Annotated in this window: 14 protein-coding genes; 3 read left to right on the top strand and 11 right to left on the bottom strand. The window is 56.4% G+C overall.

The window, feature by feature from the left end:
• Nucleotides 1–27: 27 nt before the first annotated feature.
• Together VGJ94_04830 and VGJ94_04825 are read right to left on the bottom strand one after the other, a co-directional pair.
• Nucleotides 28–660: a methyltransferase domain-containing protein gene (locus VGJ94_04830; GenBank protein ID HEY3275923.1), complete on the bottom strand. Its 633-nt coding sequence runs from the start codon at nt 658–660 to the stop codon at nt 28–30.
• The gene (locus VGJ94_04825) at nt 641–1,765 is read right to left on the bottom strand and encodes a glycosyltransferase family 4 protein (GenBank protein ID HEY3275922.1); all 1,125 of its coding nucleotides are present in this window, start codon (nt 1,763–1,765) and stop codon (nt 641–643) included. Before VGJ94_04825 ends, VGJ94_04830 begins: the two co-directional genes overlap by 20 nt.
• Before the next feature lie 527 nt (nt 1,766–2,292).
• Between VGJ94_04825 and VGJ94_04820 the strand changes: the two genes are divergently transcribed.
• The gene (locus tag VGJ94_04820) at nt 2,293–5,994 is read left to right on the top strand and encodes a hypothetical protein (protein ID HEY3275921.1); all 3,702 of its coding nucleotides are present in this window, start codon (nt 2,293–2,295) and stop codon (nt 5,992–5,994) included.
• Nucleotides 5,995–6,245: 251 nt separating this feature from the next.
• Here the strand turns inward: VGJ94_04820 and VGJ94_04815 are convergent, their stop codons facing one another.
• Together VGJ94_04815 and VGJ94_04810 are read right to left on the bottom strand one after the other, a co-directional pair.
• Nucleotides 6,246–6,422, bottom strand: coding sequence for a hypothetical protein (locus tag VGJ94_04815; GenBank protein HEY3275920.1), 177 nt, complete (start codon nt 6,420–6,422; stop codon nt 6,246–6,248).
• Nucleotides 6,419–6,682, bottom strand: coding sequence for a DUF1059 domain-containing protein (locus tag VGJ94_04810; GenBank protein ID HEY3275919.1), 264 nt, complete (start codon nt 6,680–6,682; stop codon nt 6,419–6,421). The genes VGJ94_04815 and VGJ94_04810 overlap by 4 nt, the downstream gene beginning before the upstream one ends.
• 252 nt (nt 6,683–6,934) lie before the next feature.
• On the opposite strand from VGJ94_04810, the gene VGJ94_04805 reads away from it, so the two are divergent.
• Nucleotides 6,935–9,601, top strand: coding sequence for a GNAT family N-acetyltransferase (locus VGJ94_04805; GenBank protein HEY3275918.1), 2,667 nt, complete (start codon nt 6,935–6,937; stop codon nt 9,599–9,601).
• Nucleotides 9,602–9,645: 44 nt separating this feature from the next.
• Here VGJ94_04805 and VGJ94_04800 read toward each other — a convergent pair whose 3' ends face one another.
• The 3 genes from VGJ94_04800 to VGJ94_04790 form a co-directional block, all read right to left on the bottom strand.
• Nucleotides 9,646–10,077 carry a DUF3795 domain-containing protein gene (locus VGJ94_04800; protein ID HEY3275917.1) on the bottom strand — a complete coding sequence of 144 codons (432 nt, stop codon included), beginning with the start codon at nt 10,075–10,077 and terminating at the stop codon, nt 9,646–9,648.
• Nucleotides 10,078–10,250: 173 nt separating this feature from the next.
• Complete coding sequence (locus VGJ94_04795) at nt 10,251–10,553, bottom strand: hypothetical protein (GenBank protein ID HEY3275916.1); 303 nt, start codon at nt 10,551–10,553, stop codon at nt 10,251–10,253.
• A gap of 1,396 nt (nt 10,554–11,949) precedes the next feature.
• Nucleotides 11,950–12,855 (bottom strand): hypothetical protein, encoded by a 906-nt coding sequence (locus tag VGJ94_04790; protein HEY3275915.1) that lies wholly within the window; start codon nt 12,853–12,855, stop codon nt 11,950–11,952.
• 648 nt (nt 12,856–13,503) lie between these two features.
• On the opposite strand from VGJ94_04790, the gene VGJ94_04785 reads away from it, so the two are divergent.
• The gene (locus VGJ94_04785; GenBank protein ID HEY3275914.1) at nt 13,504–14,844 is read left to right on the top strand and encodes a DEAD/DEAH box helicase; all 1,341 of its coding nucleotides are present in this window, start codon (nt 13,504–13,506) and stop codon (nt 14,842–14,844) included.
• A gap of 33 nt (nt 14,845–14,877) precedes the next feature.
• Here the strand turns inward: VGJ94_04785 and VGJ94_04780 are convergent, their stop codons facing one another.
• From VGJ94_04780 to VGJ94_04765, 4 genes are all read right to left on the bottom strand, one after another.
• Complete coding sequence (locus VGJ94_04780) at nt 14,878–15,306, bottom strand: VOC family protein (GenBank protein HEY3275913.1); 429 nt, start codon at nt 15,304–15,306, stop codon at nt 14,878–14,880.
• Nucleotides 15,307–15,325: 19 nt separating this feature from the next.
• Nucleotides 15,326–16,855 carry a response regulator gene (locus VGJ94_04775; GenBank protein HEY3275912.1) on the bottom strand — a complete coding sequence of 510 codons (1,530 nt, stop codon included), beginning with the start codon at nt 16,853–16,855 and terminating at the stop codon, nt 15,326–15,328.
• Nucleotides 16,856–16,873: 18 nt separating this feature from the next.
• Nucleotides 16,874–17,338, bottom strand: a complete 465-nt coding sequence (locus VGJ94_04770; GenBank protein ID HEY3275911.1) for a response regulator — start codon at nt 17,336–17,338, stop codon at nt 16,874–16,876.
• On the bottom strand, nt 17,335–18,969 hold a 1,635-nt coding region (locus VGJ94_04765; GenBank protein ID HEY3275910.1), incomplete at its 5' end, for an ATP-binding protein. The genes VGJ94_04770 and VGJ94_04765, both read right to left, overlap by 4 nt.

Genomic DNA, 18,969 nt, shown 5'->3' with positions numbered 1-18,969 from the left:
TTACACCCTTCACACGCCTTACACTCATCACTCCTTCTCCCCCACCGCAAAAATGGAGATCGCGTAGTCGATGGTGAGGAGACGAAAGAGGAATCCCAGCACGTAGACCTTCAGCACGTACCGGTGAATCGCGTCGTTAAAGGACCTGTACACGTCCTTGATGCCGAAGCCCGCGAGCATGAGGAGCCCGCACAGCTCGTCATAGCCGTAGAAGGTCCTGTGGGTCGCATCTCTCATGTAACGGGAGGGATTGAAGATGTTTGGGGTGGACAAGATAATAATTCCCTTTGGGCCCAGGATATCGTGGAGCCGCCTGAGGAGTGCGAGCCCACCTTCCAGGTCGAGATGTTCGATCACCTCGAACATGATCACGGCGTCGAATTTCTCGTTGATGTCCGCAAGGTCGTAGTAATCATGAGCATTGCCCCGGTCGATATCCATGCTCTTGTAGGTGACTCTCATGCCGAGCTTTTCGATCTCCCCCTTCATCCCCTTCATGCCCGCCCCTACATCGAGGACCCGCATGCCGTCCTTCAAATAGCGCGCGAGGAGATGGGACCTCTTCTTCACCCGCGGCACGTCCCAGATATCACGGTACCGGCCGTGGATCTTGTCCCTGTATGCAAAGAGCTTCGACCACTCACCCGATGGGTTTTCCATTTCCTACCTCGACAAGTATTCTTTCCATCTCCGACGCGTTCCTCTCGATGGTAAATTCCTCGAGCTTCGCCCGCGCGTTCCGTCCCATCTCCCGCCTCACGTCCTCATCGAGAAGGTCTCTCAGGGCCGAGGCAAGGCCCGCGATATCCCCCGGCTCATCGAGGACATAGCCTTCTTTCGGGGAAATGAGCGCCGATGCTCCATTCCACCTGGTGCTGATTGTGGGAAGCCCCGCTGCCATGCCCTCCATGGTAGTGAGGGAGCAGGCGTCGTAAAAGGTGGGGTGGGCCAGTATCTGGGACGATGCATACATTTTTTCCGGCTGCCCCGTCTCTCCGAGAAAGGTGACGAATTCGCCGATCCCTTGCTTCGCGATAAGGTCGGTATAGCGCTCTTTACGCCCCCGGCCGAGCACGTGGAGATGGAAATCGTTGCGCTGTCTCGAAAGCTCGGCCACTGCAAGTAGAAGAGGGTAAAGTCCCTTGAGCCTGAAATTCCCGGCAGAGAAGAGTATCTGTTTTACCCTATCGGAGGACGGCTCCCCAGGCGCGAACCGCACCGTATCCACGCCGTTATAGACCACCTCGAAGGCAGAGTCCCCAAGATTGTAATATGCCGCCATATGGCCTTTTATCATATCCGATATGGCCACGATCCTCTTGCACTTACCCGACCGGATGACATATTCCTGGACCCACTGCTGGACCTTCTGATTGATGCTGCTTTTGAGGAGCATGGCTTTCAACCGCCTCTCCCCCGGGTCCTGGTAGCTCGCGATCTCCCGCTCCATCCAGACCCGCTGCACGCCTCCGTGGCTCTGATAGACGTCCGCGGAAAGGGTATTCCCGAAACCGAGCATCACATCGAGCGAGGCCGCCGCCACGTGTTTTCGATGGCTCAAAGCGAATGAGAGGGGCCGGAGCCACCGGGGAAAAGAGACAGTCGAAAGGCGCACCAGCCTGACGCCGGGCACCGCAACCCCACCGGAGCAAAAGACCACCACCTCATGCCCCCGCTTCGCAAGGTGCGTCGACAAATCGAACGCATACCTCTCCGCCCCGCCCTTCCTGGGGTCAAAATTTCGAATCGCCAGTCCTATTCGCATAGTTATCAAAGGAGAAAAGCTGTAATCCATTACAATACAATAAATAAGATAGGGCTGCAAGTCTAAGCCTGCCTTCGTCATTGTGAAGGATCGCGTGACAGTACGGAGTAGGGATAGTGAACTGCTTAAGGTACCTACCTGTGCTTCGCCTACAAACCCTCTCTCATGTGTGGAATCTGCGCGCCCCTTATCTGTTGCGGTGCAATTTTCAGATTAGGAATGGAATTCTTGTAAAACGGTCCCTGCAAGGGATAGGAGACACTCGGGCACCGCCCGAGAAAAGAAGGTGGAAAACTTTCGCTTGATTTATGGAAAAATTAGGATAAGAATATATCAAAAAACAACTTTTGTCCTAAAATGTCCATTAGATGAGCCATCAGCACCGTAGTTCAGAGTGTTCGGCATGGCATGTCATTCAACTTTTTTGAACATCATTTTCCATCCGACGAGAGCATCCGCGGCATTTTGAAAGTCCAGACAGGCGGTCCCAAGCCGGCCCGGCCAAGAAACGGAGGAGGTATGCTGAAATGGATTACTCAGTTTTGAGTTTTTCCAGTAGTGTGAAGCGGTTCGCTGTAATGGCGGCGGTGGTATCGATCCTGTTTACCTGCGGCTCAGTTGCCCGGGCAGATACGTTTCTGTCGGGCAAATCGGAGGTGCGGTCGGTAAGCTGCGCCGCCGACACACGGGAGAACAGGCCATCTCAGAATATCAGGAGCTTTCATGAAAAGAACCGGAGCCTGCCGAGAGGGGCGGTCAGCGGCCTTCAGGACGACGAGGTATTCGGTACTTACACGGGATACAATCTCGACCAGTATCTCTTTGACTCGGAGGGGCCTATAAGGTTCCCAATCAATATCACCCGAGTAATCAGCGGAAGCAAGAATGATTACGACAGAATCATCGTGGGCCAGCCTAAACTCGTCCTCAGGGTCTGGGACGTGGACCGCGCGTGCGGGGGTGCCTGCAGCAACTGCTGTGAAGTCGACACGGTCTATCTGAACGGCCATTATATCGGCACCCTTGACGGCGCAACTGATAGCTGGAGCACCTTCACTTTCGATATTCCTGTCCAATGGTTCGAGGATGGGATAGTCAATGACGCGGCCTACAACGGCTCGCTCCTTGCCCCCACGCCCGGAGAGAACTGGATAACCATAAATATCGACACGAACTGCGGCGGGTGCTGGGCCGTCCAGGTGGATTACGGAGAGATACAGGTCCAGGCCATGCGGCCGGCAGTGCTGATCCATGGCATAAAGAGCCAAGCGAACATGTGGAGTACCTTCAAGACCTTCATTCCTGGCGGCTTGAGCGAGGCATTCGATGTGAACGGGGACGGCGACACATTTACCAACGGTATGCTCATACAAAATACACATCTTCCTCACGCCCTCACGAGCTTCGGCGTGAACAAGGTAAACTTCATCGCCCATAGCAAAGGAGGGTTGGATACCAGCGTTGCCCTCATAGGTAACGGCGACAAAGTGGATAATTTCATAACCTTGGGCTCGCCTTTCCAAGGCACCGAGGCGGCAGACCATTTCCTCCAGGCCCATGCGGGACTTACAGGCGCACACGACCTACTCCTCACCAGCTTGGTTGCAGACGCACTGAGCACCGCGACCCGTGTGGACTATTACAACGTCTTCTCTTACCCTGAACCGGGGGTGCAGCAGTATCATTACGCAGGCACAGAGTACGGCGCCGAGGACACCAAATGCCTTTTATATAGGCTAGGGTTGATGCCCTGGCACAACGTTCAGATCTTTGGCGTGGAAAACGACGGCTGGGTACCCCTGAACCGCTCCTACCCACCATGGCGGGCTTCGGTAAATCTAAGCTCGGCCACATCCCACACGGACAAGTGGTATCTTCAGCCTTCAACCCCTGCCTCTCCCCGCGGAATGGCGTTCGAGTCGGCCGTAGGGCAGTGGGCGGTAAATATCATGCGGGCCAGCGCAACAGGTATCCAAGCCGTGAGAAGGACCGGGCGATCGGCGGTCGATCAGCGGCGCCTGTCCCAGTACCTTGCTAGTCTCAAAGACCTGAAGACCTCCGCGAGTTCCCAACAGGCCAAGTCGGTCTCAGTGTCGATGCACGCGGGGGAAAGCCTATCGGTAGATGTTTTCATCGACACCACGGTCACGGAGCTGAGGTTCTATCTGTTCTACGGGCCGGACACCGGGAACGTCCAGGTCACCCTTACCACACCTACAGGCTCGACGGTCAGCCCCAGCCAGAATTCCGATTTCCGGGCCTTCGCCTACGAGGGGGCAAAGCCCGCAGCAGGAACCTGGAAGGTGAACGTCCATGCCATCGCCGACTCCACCGTAAAAGGCGCGGTCGAGGTGGTGACGAGCCTCGCCCTTACGGCTTCGGCCGACAAAGACACTTACGCTCAGGGTGAGGCGGTGACGCTGACGGCCCGCCTGGCGAAAGGCTCTTCCGGCGTTACGGGCGCCACTGTGCAGGCCTCTTTTATCGGTGTGAGCGGCACGGTTGCGGGGACTCCCTGCGCCCTTGCAGACAAAGGCGGGGGGAACTACCAGGCCTCATGCTCCCCGTCAGGCTCGGGCACCCACTCGGTCCTGGTTACTGCACAGGGCACCTCCTCGGGCAGGAGCTTCGAAAGGGACGTCTACATCCCCAAGATCACGGTGACCCCGGCGGGGGCGCATTTCAACAGCGTCAGCTCAACGAATCCGAGCGATACGAACGGTAACGGCCTTTACGATACCCTCACCGTCCAGGCGACAGTTCAGGTCGTGGCCGACGGGCAGTACTCGTCCATAGGGACCCTTTCGGACCCGAGCGGGACGGTGGTGGCCAACGCAGCGACTATTTCCCAGGTGACGGCCGGGACGCGGACGATCTCCCTTGTCTTCGACGGGAAGACGATTCGAAGGTCCGGCAAGGACGGGCCCTACACCCTTGCCCGGTTCGCCATCTACGATGTGGGCCACAATGGACTCGTGGTTGACGAGAGGACGGACGTCTATACCACGGCGGGTTACCATTCATACGATTTCGAAGGATCGGCCCTGAGCCTCGGGACGGGTATTGATCAGGGGACGGATGCGAACGGAGACGGCCTCTTCGACACCCTGAACATCGAAGTGGACGTCGTGGTGAGCCCGGGCTACGAAGGGACTTATGCGTTCAATGCCCAGCTCACGGATGCGAACGGCACGGGGATCGTCTGGTACTCTAACTCGAGTAAGTACCTGGCAGCGGGCTCGAACACCCTTCAGTTCTCCTATAGCGGGACGGACATATCCTCGAGCGGACTGGCGGGACCGTACCGGCTCGCGAATTTTACCCTTTACAACCTGGGCGACTCCACGATCAGCCTTTCGAGCGCCATCGCCTACACGACAGGGACCTACCTTGTCTGTCAGTTCCAGGGCGCTACTCCGTGTAACCGTACCCTTACGGTAACGGCCACGGGAAATGGAGCGGTGACGAGCACCCCCGGGGGGATCGCCTGCGGCGCCACATGCGCGGGCACCTTCGTGCTGGGCACACCGGTCACGTTGACCGCGACCGCGACCCCGGGTTCGGGCTACTCTTTCAGCAACTGGACCGGCGAATGCGGCGGCACGTTCCCCATCTGCCAGCTCACCATGACGGAAGATACAAGCACCGGCGCCAGGTTCGTCTCTGACAGAACGAAGAGGTTTTTCCTCACCACATCAAGGACAAGAGCAAACAACGGAGATGGCACCATAGTAAGCGACGACCGGACCATCAATTGCGGTCCCGGCGCGACAACCTGCAGGGCTTCCTACTACAAGGAGACGCCCATAACGCTTTCGGCCACGGCGGCCAGGGGGTCCTACTTTACGGGATGGAAGCCTGCGTCTCTCGGGTGCGCGGCAACAGGCTCCTGTACGGTGGCGATGAACGCGGCAAAAACGATCCAGGCCACCTTTGTGGGTCCCCAGAAACTGACTGTGGTGAAACAGTCGGTCAAGAAAGGCTCAGGCACGGTCACCAGCGCCCCTGCGGGCATCAGTTGCACCGGCACTGCCCCGTGCAGCGCCTACTTCCCCCTCCACCAGGCGGTAACGTTGACCGCCTCCCCGGCCGGTGGCTCGACCTTCACGGGATGGAAGCCTGCGTCTCTCAGATGCTCGGGGGTGAGTTGCACCGTTACCATGGATAAAGCCCTTACGGTAACCGCCGTCTTTACCAAGATGGCGAGCACCGCGGGGCAAGAGGATTAGCACACGACATCTGGCCCTCCCGTCCTTTCACATATAACGGGAGGGCCGAATGACTGTACCGAGGGGAACACCACAGGGGCGTCGTTCCTTCCCTTGGCTTTCTTCCTGGATCCGCTGATTTTTTATAATTTTTCTTGATGCGATGCCGGAGGGGAAGGAATAGGCCCCCAGTCCGTCCGTCTTTCTCTCGACTGCCTATACGCGATGAAACTTACGCATTTATTTTCTTGGTTTTCCCGCGCCTTCACCGCTCAAGCATCCATGCGGACCATGTCTTTTCGCCGGTTGTAGCCGCAGGAAGGGCAGTTCTCTTTATGAACGCAGAGTATCTCGCCGCATTGGGGACAGGCCCATTTTTCCTTTTCCTTTATCACGAAATTCCTGATGCCGAATTTCTCGATATTGTCGAGGTTTTCGATCATGCTCATGCCGTTCCTGGCTCTGTACCGCGCGTCCAAACGAATGAGCCTGGAACAGGGATAACTTTAACAACCGAAAGGACTTCTGTCCAGGCATTATGAATGTTCGCTTTGACGCGCTCGATCAGCTCCGGTGTCACTTCGCGGATGCCGTGCTCCCTGGCGTGATCGGCCGCTTTCCGGAGCACCTCCTCTTCCGTCTCACCCCGTATAATGTGCCAACACCCGCTTGACGGATCTACCTTGGCGCATGTCAGGACCTTTGCCATGGACGCACACCTCCTTGCGTGTGGTGAGCTATCCGGGAGACTTCTTTACCGAAGTTTCTTCGCCGCGGTTTCTCATTCATCATTGATTCGGAAGCAATCAAGGAAGGGGTGCTCCCCGAATGGACCTCTCCATTGTGTAGCTTTGCAAACGGTCCTATGATAAATAATGTTCCGGACACCTTGAGAAAGGGAGTTTAAAATTTGCAATTCCCCGGTCCACGGACTGATTGTAGTGGGGTTTAGAGGTGATTGATGGGTACTCTATCGAATGTTTTTAATCCAGGAAGCGTGGCTTTGATCGGCGCCTCCGACGTCGAGGGTTCGGTGGGAAGGACAATTCTCACAAACCTGCTCGATTCCCGGGTGAAAGAGATTTTTCCCGTAAATCCCGGCAAGAGGATGCTTCTCGGGCACGAATCTTATCCGGATATAGGAGCCATTCCCGGGCATGCGGACCTGGCGGTTATTGCCACGCCGGCAACAGGCGTGCCCCGCCTGGTGGAGGAATGCGGCAAAGCGGGCGTGGGCGGCGTCGTGATCGTCTCGACGGGATTCAGGGAGACGGGCCCCGAGGGACTGCTCCTGGAACGGGAGATAGGGGAGAGCAGGAGACGATACGGAATGCGCATCCTCGGGCCGAACTGCATAGGCTTTGCGAGGCCCCATGGGGGAATAAACACGATGGTCATAGATACCCTCCCTCCGCCGGGCAACATCGCCTTCGTCTCTCAAAGCGGTGCCTTGGGCGATGCGGTGCTCGATTGGGCTAAAGACCTTCACGTGGGTTTCAGCATGTTCCTCTCCCTCGGCTCGATGGGGGACATCGGTTTCGGGGATGTCATCGACTATCTCGGCGACGATCCCGATACGCGGAGCATCCTCATTTACCTGGAAGGGATCGGGGACGGGAGGAAATTTATGAGCGCAGCCCGGGCTTTTGCATTTCGGAAGCCGATCGTAGTGTTCAAACCGGGCAGGTTTGCCGAAAGCGCTAAAGCGGCCCGGTCCCATACGGGCGCCATGGCCGGAGACGATGCCATCTATGAAGCCGCGTTCAAAAGGGCCGGCGTGGTAAGGGTGGAACAGGTTGCCGACCTGTTTGACGCCGCATCGGTGCTCGACTCCCACAGGCTGCCGTGGGGGCCCCGGCTTGCCATTGTGACGGCAGCCGGAGGGCCGGGTGTCATGGCAACCGATGCACTTATCGATCACGGAGGAAAGCTGGCTCACCTCTCCCCGGAGACCATGGAGGCCCTCGAATGCGCCCTGCCTCCTTACTGGAGTAAGGGCAATCCTATCGATGTGCTCGGGGATGCCGATACCGCCCGATACGCGGACGCCATCGCGGCATCCCTCGAAGATCCCGGGGTAGACGGTCTCCTCGTCATCTACGTGCCCATAAGAACTGCGGGACCTCATGACATAGCCAGGGTCGTCATCGAGAGCGCGCGCAAGACCGGGAAGTCGGTCATTGCAGCCTGGATGGGCGGCCAAGAGGTGAGAAGGGCACGGGAGATGCTGATTCAAAACGGAATTCCCGCATATGAGACGCCGGACCAGGCGGTGCGGACCTATGTCAATATGTTCCGGTACAGGGCAAACCTGGATCTGCTCTATGAGACCCCTTCAGAGCTGCCCGAGCAGAAGGCCCCCGATAAAGGTCCGCTGAGAAGAGTTATCAGGGAGGCAACCCTTCAGGGGAAGACGGTGCTTAATGAGAAGGAGTCCAAAGATTTTCTCATAAGCTACGGCATCCCCTCGACCCTTCCCCGGGTGACCCGGACCGCGGAAGAGGCGCTCGGTGCGGCGCGGGAAATGGGCTATCCGGTGGTGATCAAGATCATTTCAACCGATATCCCGGATAGAATCGATGTGGGCGGAGTGATCACGGGGATCACCTCGGACGATCAATTGAGGGACGCCTATGCACGGATGATGAGAGAGGTGAAGGAGCGTGCCCCGGCTGCGGCCGTCGAGGGCATTACCCTTCAGAAAATGGTGGAGACAGTGGATTACGAGCTGATTCTGGGATCAAAAAGAGATACGGACTTCGGATCGGTGATCCTCTTCGGCATGGGCGGGATCGCCTCAGACCTTATCGGGGACTTCTCCATAGGCCTTCCCCCGCTCAACCAGGCCCTCGCAAAACGGCTGATGGAGGAGACGAAGGCGTACAAGCTCATCCGGGGCTACAAGGGCAAAACACCCGCGAACCTCCAGGAGATCGAGAAAATCCTCGTCAACTTTTCCCACATGATAGTCGATTTCCCTGAGATCGTGGAAATTGATATAAACCCGCTTGCCATATCACGCGGCATGCCCTGTGCCCTCGATGCGCGGATCGCCCTAGAAGCCCGATCCGTGGAACATACTTCCCCCTATCCCCATCTCGTGATCACACCCTACCCGTCAAGCCTTACCGCGGACTGGAAACTCCCCGACGGCACCAATGTGGTGTTGAGAGCTATACGACCGGAAGATGAGCCCCTCGAGCGAGAGCTCCTCGAGAGCCTGTCCCCGGAAACGATCCGGAAAAGGCTCTTCTCTTCCCTCGGTGAGCTGACCCACGAGCGGCTCGTCACCTTTTGCAACATCGACTACGACCGGCAAATGGCAATTGTGGCGGAGATCACGGAAAAGGGACGGAGAAGAATCATCGGGGTCGCACGATTCTTCGTTGACCCGTACAGGAACTCCTGCAAATTCGCGCTGGTCGTTCACGACGAATTTCAGGAAAAAGGGCTGGGTTACAGGCTCATGGAGATGCTCATAGAGATCGCAAGGAAAAAGGGGCTCCATGAGATGGCCGGAGAAGTATTGACGGAGAACAGGACAATGCTCGGCCTCATGAAGAAGCTGGGATTTACGCGGGAGTGGATGCAAGGCTGGTTAACGAATGTCAGCCTGCTCCTGAATTAGCGCCCCTCTCAGGTCCACTGCTGCAACAGCCCCTCTATGCCCTTCTATCGCCGGCAATAGCCGCAGGAAGGGCAGTTCTCTTGATGAACGCAGAGTATCTCGCCGCATTGGGGACAGGCCCATTTTTCCTTTTCCTTTATCACGAAATTCCTGATGCCGAATTTCTCGATATTGTCGAGGTTTTCGATCATGCTCATGCCGTACCCGGCTCTGTACCGCGCGTCCAAACGAATGAGCCTGGAACAGGGATAACTTCCGCAGGCGAAACAGTATTTAATCCTGACCTTCTCAAAGGTCGCACAGTTCTTGATCGCGCATGCAATGCACGATTTTGATTTGAGACTGTCCCTGCCGCGGCATCCAGGGCAGGGCTTTTGTTTTCTTCCGTATGCCCGGCAGAGGCGGCAGTTCATTCCGCAGGGGGCGATGAGCGTCGCGGGCATTACTTTTGCCGTGGTCGGTTTTTCTGAAGTCATGTCTCATTTGTGGTCAACGATCTTATTGGACCATGATTCATTGTTTTCCATCCGACATAAAATTTCAAGAAAATTCCCCTTACTATGGCGCAAATAGCATGTAAAGGCCATTAATGTTTCTTCAGTCACTTAATAAAAAGGGAGATGCATATGCATCTCCCTTTTTATTATCTTCACTCAAAACATCGGCTTTTTGTCTTACCGCCCTCCTTCAGAACCTGCCTGAGGTTGAGCGTGCTGTGGCTGCTGTCCCTGAGGCGGTCTCTGCGGCTGCTGAGCCTGAGGCGGACGCTGAGGCTGCGGCTGCTGAGCCTGAGGAGGTCGTTGCGGCTGCGGCTGCTGAGCCTGAGGGGGTCGTTGCGGCTGTTGCCCCTGGGGAGGCCTCTGTGGCTGCTGTCCTTGAGGCGGACGCTGCGGCTGCTGAGCCTGAGGCGGACGTTGTGGTTGCTGCCCCTGAGGGGGTCTCTGCGGCGCAACCTGAGGGGGTTTCTGAGGTTGCTGACCCTGAGGCGGTCTTTGCGGCTGGACCTGAGGCTGCGGTCCCTGAGGAGGTCTCTGCGGTTGCTGTCCGGGAGCCGGTCTCTGGGGCTCGACCTGAGGCAGACGCTGAGGCTGTGGTCCCTGAGGCGGTCTTTGGGGCTGGACCTGAGGCTGCGGTCCCTGCGGCGGTCTTTGCGGCTGATGTCGCTGGACCTCGGGCCTCTGCCGGTATTGCTGCTCCCTTTGATGTCTTAGCTCCTGCCTCTGTTGCTGCGGCCGGGGCTGGTAGCCCTGGACGCCCCAGGCCCCATGCCGTTCCCAATGCCGGTTATCCTGCCAGCCCCTCCAGTCCCTCTGAAGTTGCCGGTTGGGAATCCGGTCATAGTTCCAACGGTGTCCGTACCAGTCATGGCTTCTGTAGTGTGCTCTCCAACCGGGGTCTACATCGAAATAGAAAGTGGGGACGTTATTATAATAGGTCCAACCCCTGTCATAATACTGCGAGCGATACCAAAAACCGTCATGGAGACGCCACCAGAGGCCATTCCAGAAAAACAGGTCTATGCTTACATCGGGAACAACATAGACATTGTCCGTATCGGGAATGACTATCACATCCGGAGGGGCCTGAAATGCGATCGGCGGCGGATAATCGGGTGCCCCGGGTTGTGAGTCATACACAACCTCGGGCGCGACGGGTTGCGGACCATAGCCGCCGTCGGGCGTCAAGGGAGCAACCACGCACCCAGTCAGTAAGGGTAAGGTTAATGCAAAGACAATCATTATGGTTTTCAATCGGTACGTCCCTCCCGTTAGTATTTTGTAATCGTCTTTCATACAGTGTGACTCCTACGGTATCAAAAGCAATACCTATGCCAAAAATGCTTTTCTAAAATAACCTGAAATAATTGGATAAATCCTCGGTTATTGAAAGCTGAATCGCCATTTTGGTCGTTCTTTGAACAATATCCCCCCAAAAACGTCGAAGGGTGCACGGGCCGCTCTATTGTGTTCCACGTTGCATGAAAATTCAAGTAAAAGTTTTTAACCTGCAGGGTTATTAAATACCACCGGGAAAACCCTGCCTCCATGGGAGGAGATAAACCGGCGTGGGAGTTCAGCGGCAGAGGCGATGGTAAATTGAGTCCAGTCCTCGAGTAGCCCCCCGGATTTAAAGCCGGGGGGCTACTGAAATGAGATTAGCAGAGATGGTCCGGATAATTACGCAACGAAGGGGACAACGGTTGGTTCACGGATGCAATATGGCCGTATTTGACCCATAGGAAGCCCCGTGAAACGAATTTCCGAAAGGCATATTCAAAACAACGGCGACAAAGCCTCGCCAAGAGGGAGGTCCCCCGTCCTCTTCTTGAGGGTCGCAAACCTCTGCCCCTAGCCTGTCAGGCTCCCAGCAACGGTAAGTCCGACCGCCACTGCCACTACCACTATGACTGCCGTGCCGACGGGACTCTTGACCCAGTCGATAAAGAGACTGTGAGGGTCCGCCCGATGACAGATCGCGACTGCCCGGATCTGGTTCAGTTTATCACCGGGAACGGTGGCGGAAAAAGTGCACACCCGGTCGTGCGGTCCCGTAGGGTCGATTTTTCCGGCAACCCCGCAGACGCAATCTTCCGACGTCCACAGGATACTCTTGTCGGCGTCGAGGAACGCTATGTTCGACACTGCGTGAACTCCCTGCCACATGTTGTCTGTCCAGGTGTGGGTATTACCCGAAAGGTGTCCCGCCTTGTCAAGGGATATCCACGTGTGCATATGATTGCCGCTTGTCACCTGATCGTCCCGGACCCCGTATATCGGGAAAAGAGGAACCATCGTCAATGTTCCCGCGACGAGTAACGAAAAAGTTTCCCAGGGGCCGACAGCGTTGCGGTTCGCAACGAGCTCGCGTCCGCCGCCGTCTTCGGCGCAGACATACTGTCCGTTCCACGCGCGGAATGCCACCGGCGTCATTTGCCCCGGAATTATGGCCGAAGAGGCGGAAGTCCCTGTCGGCTTTACCAACACGAATGTCTCCCACTCATGGGCGGATTGCCTGTTCGCAACGACTTCCCGTCCCCCGCCGCCTTCGGCGCAGAGATATTGTCCGTTGATTGCCTTAAGAAAAACCCGTTGTCCGTAATTAGGCAACTGAGAGGGGTTCGCGGCACTGATAATTTCAAACGTCTCCCACTGATGCGGGGATTGCCGGTTTGCAACGACTTCGCGTCCTCCCCCGCCTTCGGCGCAGACATATTGTCCAAGGTTAGCTCTGAGAAATATTTTGGTATTCGCCATTGTCAGCTCCTTTCTGAGTGTTTTGTATTCAGGGTTTCAGCATTAAGCCATGGAAGGACCGGTTTCCCGGTGATCCCCGCGTAAAATCTTCCCCATGCGCGTCTCATGACGGTTCATTCAAAAACATGCGCCCGGCCCTCATGGACATCAAAAGAGGGACCTCTGTTGCGCAAACACACGGCCACCTCTTCCTTGACTCCTTAAGGTTACGACCCGTCTACAGGCATTACCTTCCGGGGGCACCCAATGCATCCGCTATTTCATCACCGCCTTTCAGTCGCAGATTGCAGCGCCATTCCCGACACAAGTTCTGGTGTATATCCTGACATATATATTTCATATCTTCGGGATGTTGTCGGTGACATGGGTCACCTTCACAAGGTCATCTGCCTCGCAAGAAATTTAGTGACTCGGTCCCCGCGTTATCTATTCAACTTCCTTGGTGGGATTGGGCTTCGCGTTGACCGCTTCGGTCAATTCATTTGACGTGGCCGCCGAATAAGCTTATAGTATATAGCAAGTAACGAGGTAGTGACCAAAAGCTGCACGAGAGAGTCCTTCAATACGCTCCTCAATGATGTTTTCACACACCGTAACCTTCGGTCAAATTCTGCTTCAGCTACTAATCTCTTTTCAAAAGAAGGTGCCATGAGTTTTAGTTCATTCAAGCTTCATCCTAAAATAACCGAGGGCGTCATTCAGCTCGGTTACACAATCCCCACACCGATCCAGATCCAGGCAATCCCGCCGGTGCTGCAAGGCAAAGACGTGATGGGCCTCGCCCAGACCGGAACCGGCAAGACCGCGGCATTCGTGCTGCCAATCCTCGAGCGTCTCCTTCCGGGGCCCCGCGGAAAAGTACGCAGCCTCATTATCGCGCCTACCAGGGAGCTGGCGGAACAGATCCATGTTTCTATCGGTGAGTTGGGGCGCAACACTCACCTTAAGAGCTGCACGGTCTACGGCGGTGTTGCTTTGAACCCGCAGATCCAGAAGCTCCGGAATGGGGTCGATATCGTCGTTGCCTGTCCGGGACGGCTCCTCGATCACATGAACCAGAAGACCATAAACCTCGCGAGCCTCGAGATACTCGTCCTCGATGAGGCGGATCGGATGTTCGATATGGGCTTCCTGCCCGATATCAGGCGCATCGTGAAGCAGTTGCCTCCAAAGCGGCAGACCCTGATGTTCTCGGCCACCATGGCGGACAGCATTCGAAAACTGACGGACGAGGTACTCTCCGACCCGATTACGGTAAAAGTGGGCCACTCGGCCCCGCCCCATACGGTCTCCCACGCCCTTTATCCTGTCGAGCAGCACCTGAAGACGGCGCTTCTCATGGAGCTCCTGAAGCATACGGACGCGGAATCGATCCTCATCTTTACCCGCACCAAGCACCGGGCCAAGCGGATCGGACAGCAGCTCGAGAACGCGGGCTACAAGGCCGCCTCCCTACAGGGTAATCTTAGTCAGAACAGACGCCAGAACGCCCTCGACGGGTTCCGCGACGGCTCGTACCAGATCCTGGTGGCAACCGATATCGCCGCCCGCGGCATCGATGTCTCGACCATCTCCCACGTAATCAATTATGATATGCCCGACACGACCGACGCCTACACCCACCGCATCGGCAGGACCGGCCGCGCCGCAAAGACCGGCGACGCCTTCACCTTCGTCGGCCGCGAAGACGAGCTCCTGATCAAGAGCATCGAGCGGGTCTTAGGTGAAAAGATCGAGCGCCGGATCGTTGAGGGTTTTGATTACAAGAAGGCCGCGCCTTCAAAAGATGCGGAATTTGCGCGCCCGCCCCGCGAGCCGCAGCGCCGCAGGACCGAGGCCAGGCCGGCCCAGCCGCGTGCAGGCGCAGAGGCAAAAACCCGTCCGAGAACTGGCGCCCTTCACGCATCAGCCAGGACCGCCCCCAAAACAGGGGCTTCAGCAACGCCTTCCAATCCCAAAGGGGAACTGCGAAGGTGGAGATCCAATTAAGCAGATTTATCGGGGATGCCGGGCTCGCCCGGCCTACTCTCCATCCCATTTATAGTCGATAAGCTCGAGGAGCACGTTGTTCATCTTTTTCGGGTGAATAAAGGCGAACCGGGAGTCCCTGAAGGGCCTTGCCTTTTCTCCTGCCGGAGAGGGTATAATGGGATACCCCTTTTCTTCAAGCTCTTCGATCGCGTCTTTCGTATTCTCCACATTAAAGCTGACGATCATGACACCCTCGCCGTTCTTATCTATCCATTGCGCCACGGGACCGTCCGGGGTGGTTGATTCCATCAGCTCGAAGCCCACGCCGGCCAAAACATATCTGGCCACCGAGATTTTTTCCGCCTTATCCTCATAGGTCTCATCAGGCTGAGATTTCCCCAGTACGGGCTCCCACGCCTTTTTTGCCTCTTCCAGGTCTTTGACCGCAATACAGATGTGGTCTACTTTTTTTGCCTTCATCTCTTTTCCCTATTACCTTCTATTCTTCGGCCGCCGCGTCCAATACCTGCCTTATGGCCCTCGTGATTTCCCGTTTGGTAAGGGGTTTCATGAGGAATTCTCTCAAGCCCGCCGCTATGGCCTTTTCACGGGAAACGGAGTCGCTGTGGCCCGTACAGAGTATGACGGGCATATCTCCGCGAATTTTCCTGATTTTTCTCGCCAGGGCGAGGCCGGTCATCCTGGGCATGGTCTGATCGGTCACCACTACATCGAATTGCGTGGGGTCGTGAGAAAAGAGCTTCAGGGCCTCGATACTGTCGGTCATCGCCGTCACCTGATACCCGAGCTTTTCGAGCATTGACTTTCCCAATTCCGCGATCACTTCCTCATCATCTATGAAAAGAATCCGTTCCTTGCCTCCCTCGACAGGGCTCGCCTCTTTGGTCTCAGGGGGAGCGTCGGTCTTCAGTTTGGGAAAAAAAACGTGAAAGGCGGAGCCGGCCCCCGGGGTGCTCTCCACGGTAATATCCCCCTCCATGGCCTTTATAATCCCGTAAACCACGGCGAGCCCCATGCCTGTGCCCTGTCCTGTCTTCTTTGTGGTGAAAAAAGGCTCGAATATCCTCGCCATCACCTCCGGGTCCATGCCCGTGCCCGTGTCACTCACCGTCACCTCTGCATAGGAGCCTGCCGTAAGACCCGGGACGGGTACACCCTCTCTCTCATCGAGGGAGAGGGTGAGGGTCCCGCCGCTTTCCCGCATTGCATGGGCGGCATTGGTACAGAGGTTCATTATGACCTGCTGGATCTCCGAAGGGCTCGCGAAGACCGCGTCGGCCTTCACTTTTATTAGCACCTCAATCTCGATCATTGCCGGGAAAGAAGCCCTCAGGAGGTTTATCGTTTCGGTGATCATTTGAGAGAGGGAGACGGGCTCTCTCTTGTATTCGGTTTTCCGGCTGAAGGCAAGTATCTGTTTCACCAGGTCCCGTCCCCTGAAGGCGCTTTTCATGACGAGCTCCAATTTCTTGCGGGAGGGGTCCCCGTCGGCCGTATCTTCGAGGACCATCTCGGTAAAACCGATGATGCCGGCGAGAATATTATTGAAGTCATGGGCAATGCCGCCCGCGAGGGTGCCGATTGCCTCCATCTTCTGCGCGTGACGGAGTTTTTCTTCCGTGATCTTTTGGGTAATCGTATAGCGGATGGAGCGCTCGAGGAGGGGTCCGTTGATCTGTCCCTTGACCAGATAGTCCGATGCCCCCGCGTGCATGGCCTCGACGTCCATCTCATAATCACCGAAACCGGTCAGGAAAATTACGGGCGTGCTCAAGCCTCTCCGGTTTATCTCTCTCAAAAGCTCAAGCCCGTTGTGGTCGCCGAGATAATAGTCGAGGAGAAAGACATCGTGACGATCTCCGTCAATCGCCTTCAATGCGTCCTCATAGGTGCGGACCCATTCGATATGATATTTGGTAGAGACGACCTTGGAGAGCAAACCCTTTACGAGAATATAATCGTCTTCATCGTCTTCGATAAGGAGGACCCTCACCTGCCGGCTTTTCATGCTCCTCACCTCTCTTATTTATCTGCCCCGTGTGATACCCGGGAGCTCCACGATCTCAAACCAGTATTTTCCAAGAGATTTGACCACTTCCACCAGACCGTCGAATGTCACCGGTTTGGTGATAAATGAATTGGCGCCGAGGTTATAGCTCCTCAGCACGTCTTCCTCGTCTTTTGACGTGGTCAGCACCACCACGGGTATTCCCATGAGCGCCGGATCGTTCTTGATCTCCTTCAACGCCTCCCGTCCGTCCTTTTTCGGCATGTTCAGATCGAGCAGGATCAGTCCCGGCCGGGGTGACTCCCCTTCCGCCTCATATTTATTCCTTCTATAAAGATAATCCATCAGCTCCTCGCCGTCGTTCACGAACCTGAGGTCGTTACAGAGCTTGCTCGCTTTAAAGGCTTTGCTGACCAGAAAGCAGTCATCCCCATCGTCATCGGCCATAAGAATGGTGATGGGCTTACAGACGCTGTCGCTCATTCCTTCCCTCCTTTGGGTTGTTTCACGGGAAGGGTCACCATAAAGGTCGATCCCTTTCCGGGTATGCTCTTGGCGGTTATTGTCCCGCCGTGGCGGTCTACAATTTTGCGGCATATGGCCAGGCCGATGCCGGTCCCTTCATAGGCGGTCCGTCCGTGCAGCCTCTGAAAAGGCGCAAAGATACGGTCCAGGTATTTCTCATCGAAGCCTATCCCGTTATCTTCGACAAAGATCGTGTACGAGCGCGCCCGCCCTCGCTTCTTCCCGCCGCTCCCATCCTGGGGCATCCCATATACTCTCACCGCCGGTCTTTCCTTGCCGTGAAATTTGAGGGCATTGCCGATTAGGTTCTGAAAGAGCTGACCCATCTGAGTGGAATCGGCATCTATGGTCCCCAGAGGGTCCACTTCCACGGTGCCTGCCGTTTCCCGTACCCGCTCCACGAGGTCGGCCAGTGCCGCATGCGCTACCTGGGTAAGATCGGTGGGTGAAAACGGTTTTGCCTTGGTGGTGACCCGCGAGTAATTGAGCAGGGCGCGGATAAGGCCCTCCATGCGGAAAGCCGCATTCTGCATTCTCTCGAGGTAGTCGATCTCTTCGGCATCGAGCCGCTCCCCACAGCTTATTCTCAACTGGTCCCCGAAGGCCCTGATCTTCCGGAGCGGCTCCTGCAGGTCGTGGGATGCCACAAAGGCGAAGTCCTGGAGCTCCCGGTTGCTCGCCTCCAGCTGGGCCGCATGCTTCCTCGTCTCCTCTTCAGCCGTTATGCGGTCCGTAATGTCGATATTTATCTCCAGGATTGATGAAGGAATATCCGACTCTCTCCGGAGTACCTGCCTGCTCAGCTCGATAAGAGTGGAGCCGTCCTTTCTCGTGTGAACGATCACTCCTTCCCACCGGCCCTCCCGTGTCAAATCGGCCATATGTTCTTCAAAGGTCAGGGGCCATTTTGTGTTGAGAAGGACGTGGGTGACCTGCCCGAGGGCTTCCTCCCTGGTCCAGCCGTACGCTTCTTCCGCTCCCTTATTCCAGAACACGGCCCTGCTTTCGAGATCTCGCACGATAATCGCCTCGTGGGACAGATCGATCAGATCCGCTTGCCGCCGCGCCTCCATAGTCCGCTCTTCGACGCGACGCTCCATCTCGTCCCGCGCCTCGCGCAGCGCCTCTTCGGCGAGCCTGCGGACCTCGACTTCCTGCTGCAGCCTCTCTTTCGACACGGTGATATCCTGCAGCCGCGCCGACATATTGTTAAACGCCTCCCCCAGTTTTCCCAATTCATCATGACCCATCGTCTCGAGCCTGTAGTCGAGATCCCCTGCGGCAATCCTCTGAGTCCCCCGTTTCAGTACATCGATGAAGCCGGCGATATTCCTCGTCAAGAAAACAGTGGTCAGAACCGCCGACAGGATAAGCAGGGAGGCCGAGGCGAGAACGAGAAGGAAGGACCTCAATCGCACGACGTCCATGCGGTGCGCGCTTGCCCGTCCGAGCTCCGATGCATCGTTGACCATCATTTCGGAGTGCGCCATGAGCTGCGCTGCGACACCCTCATTCAATTCATCATAAGGGGAGACTCCGCCCTTTGTGTCCCGCCGCCCGTCCTGGGTACCCTTGACCAATATGTCAAA

The sequence above is a fragment of the Syntrophorhabdaceae bacterium genome (assembly GCA_036504895.1).
In the GTDB taxonomy this organism is placed as follows: domain Bacteria; phylum Desulfobacterota; class Syntrophorhabdia; order Syntrophorhabdales; family Syntrophorhabdaceae; genus PNOM01.
Note: the sequence above shows the minus strand (reverse complement) of the source record. Positions and strands in the feature narration are given on the sequence as shown.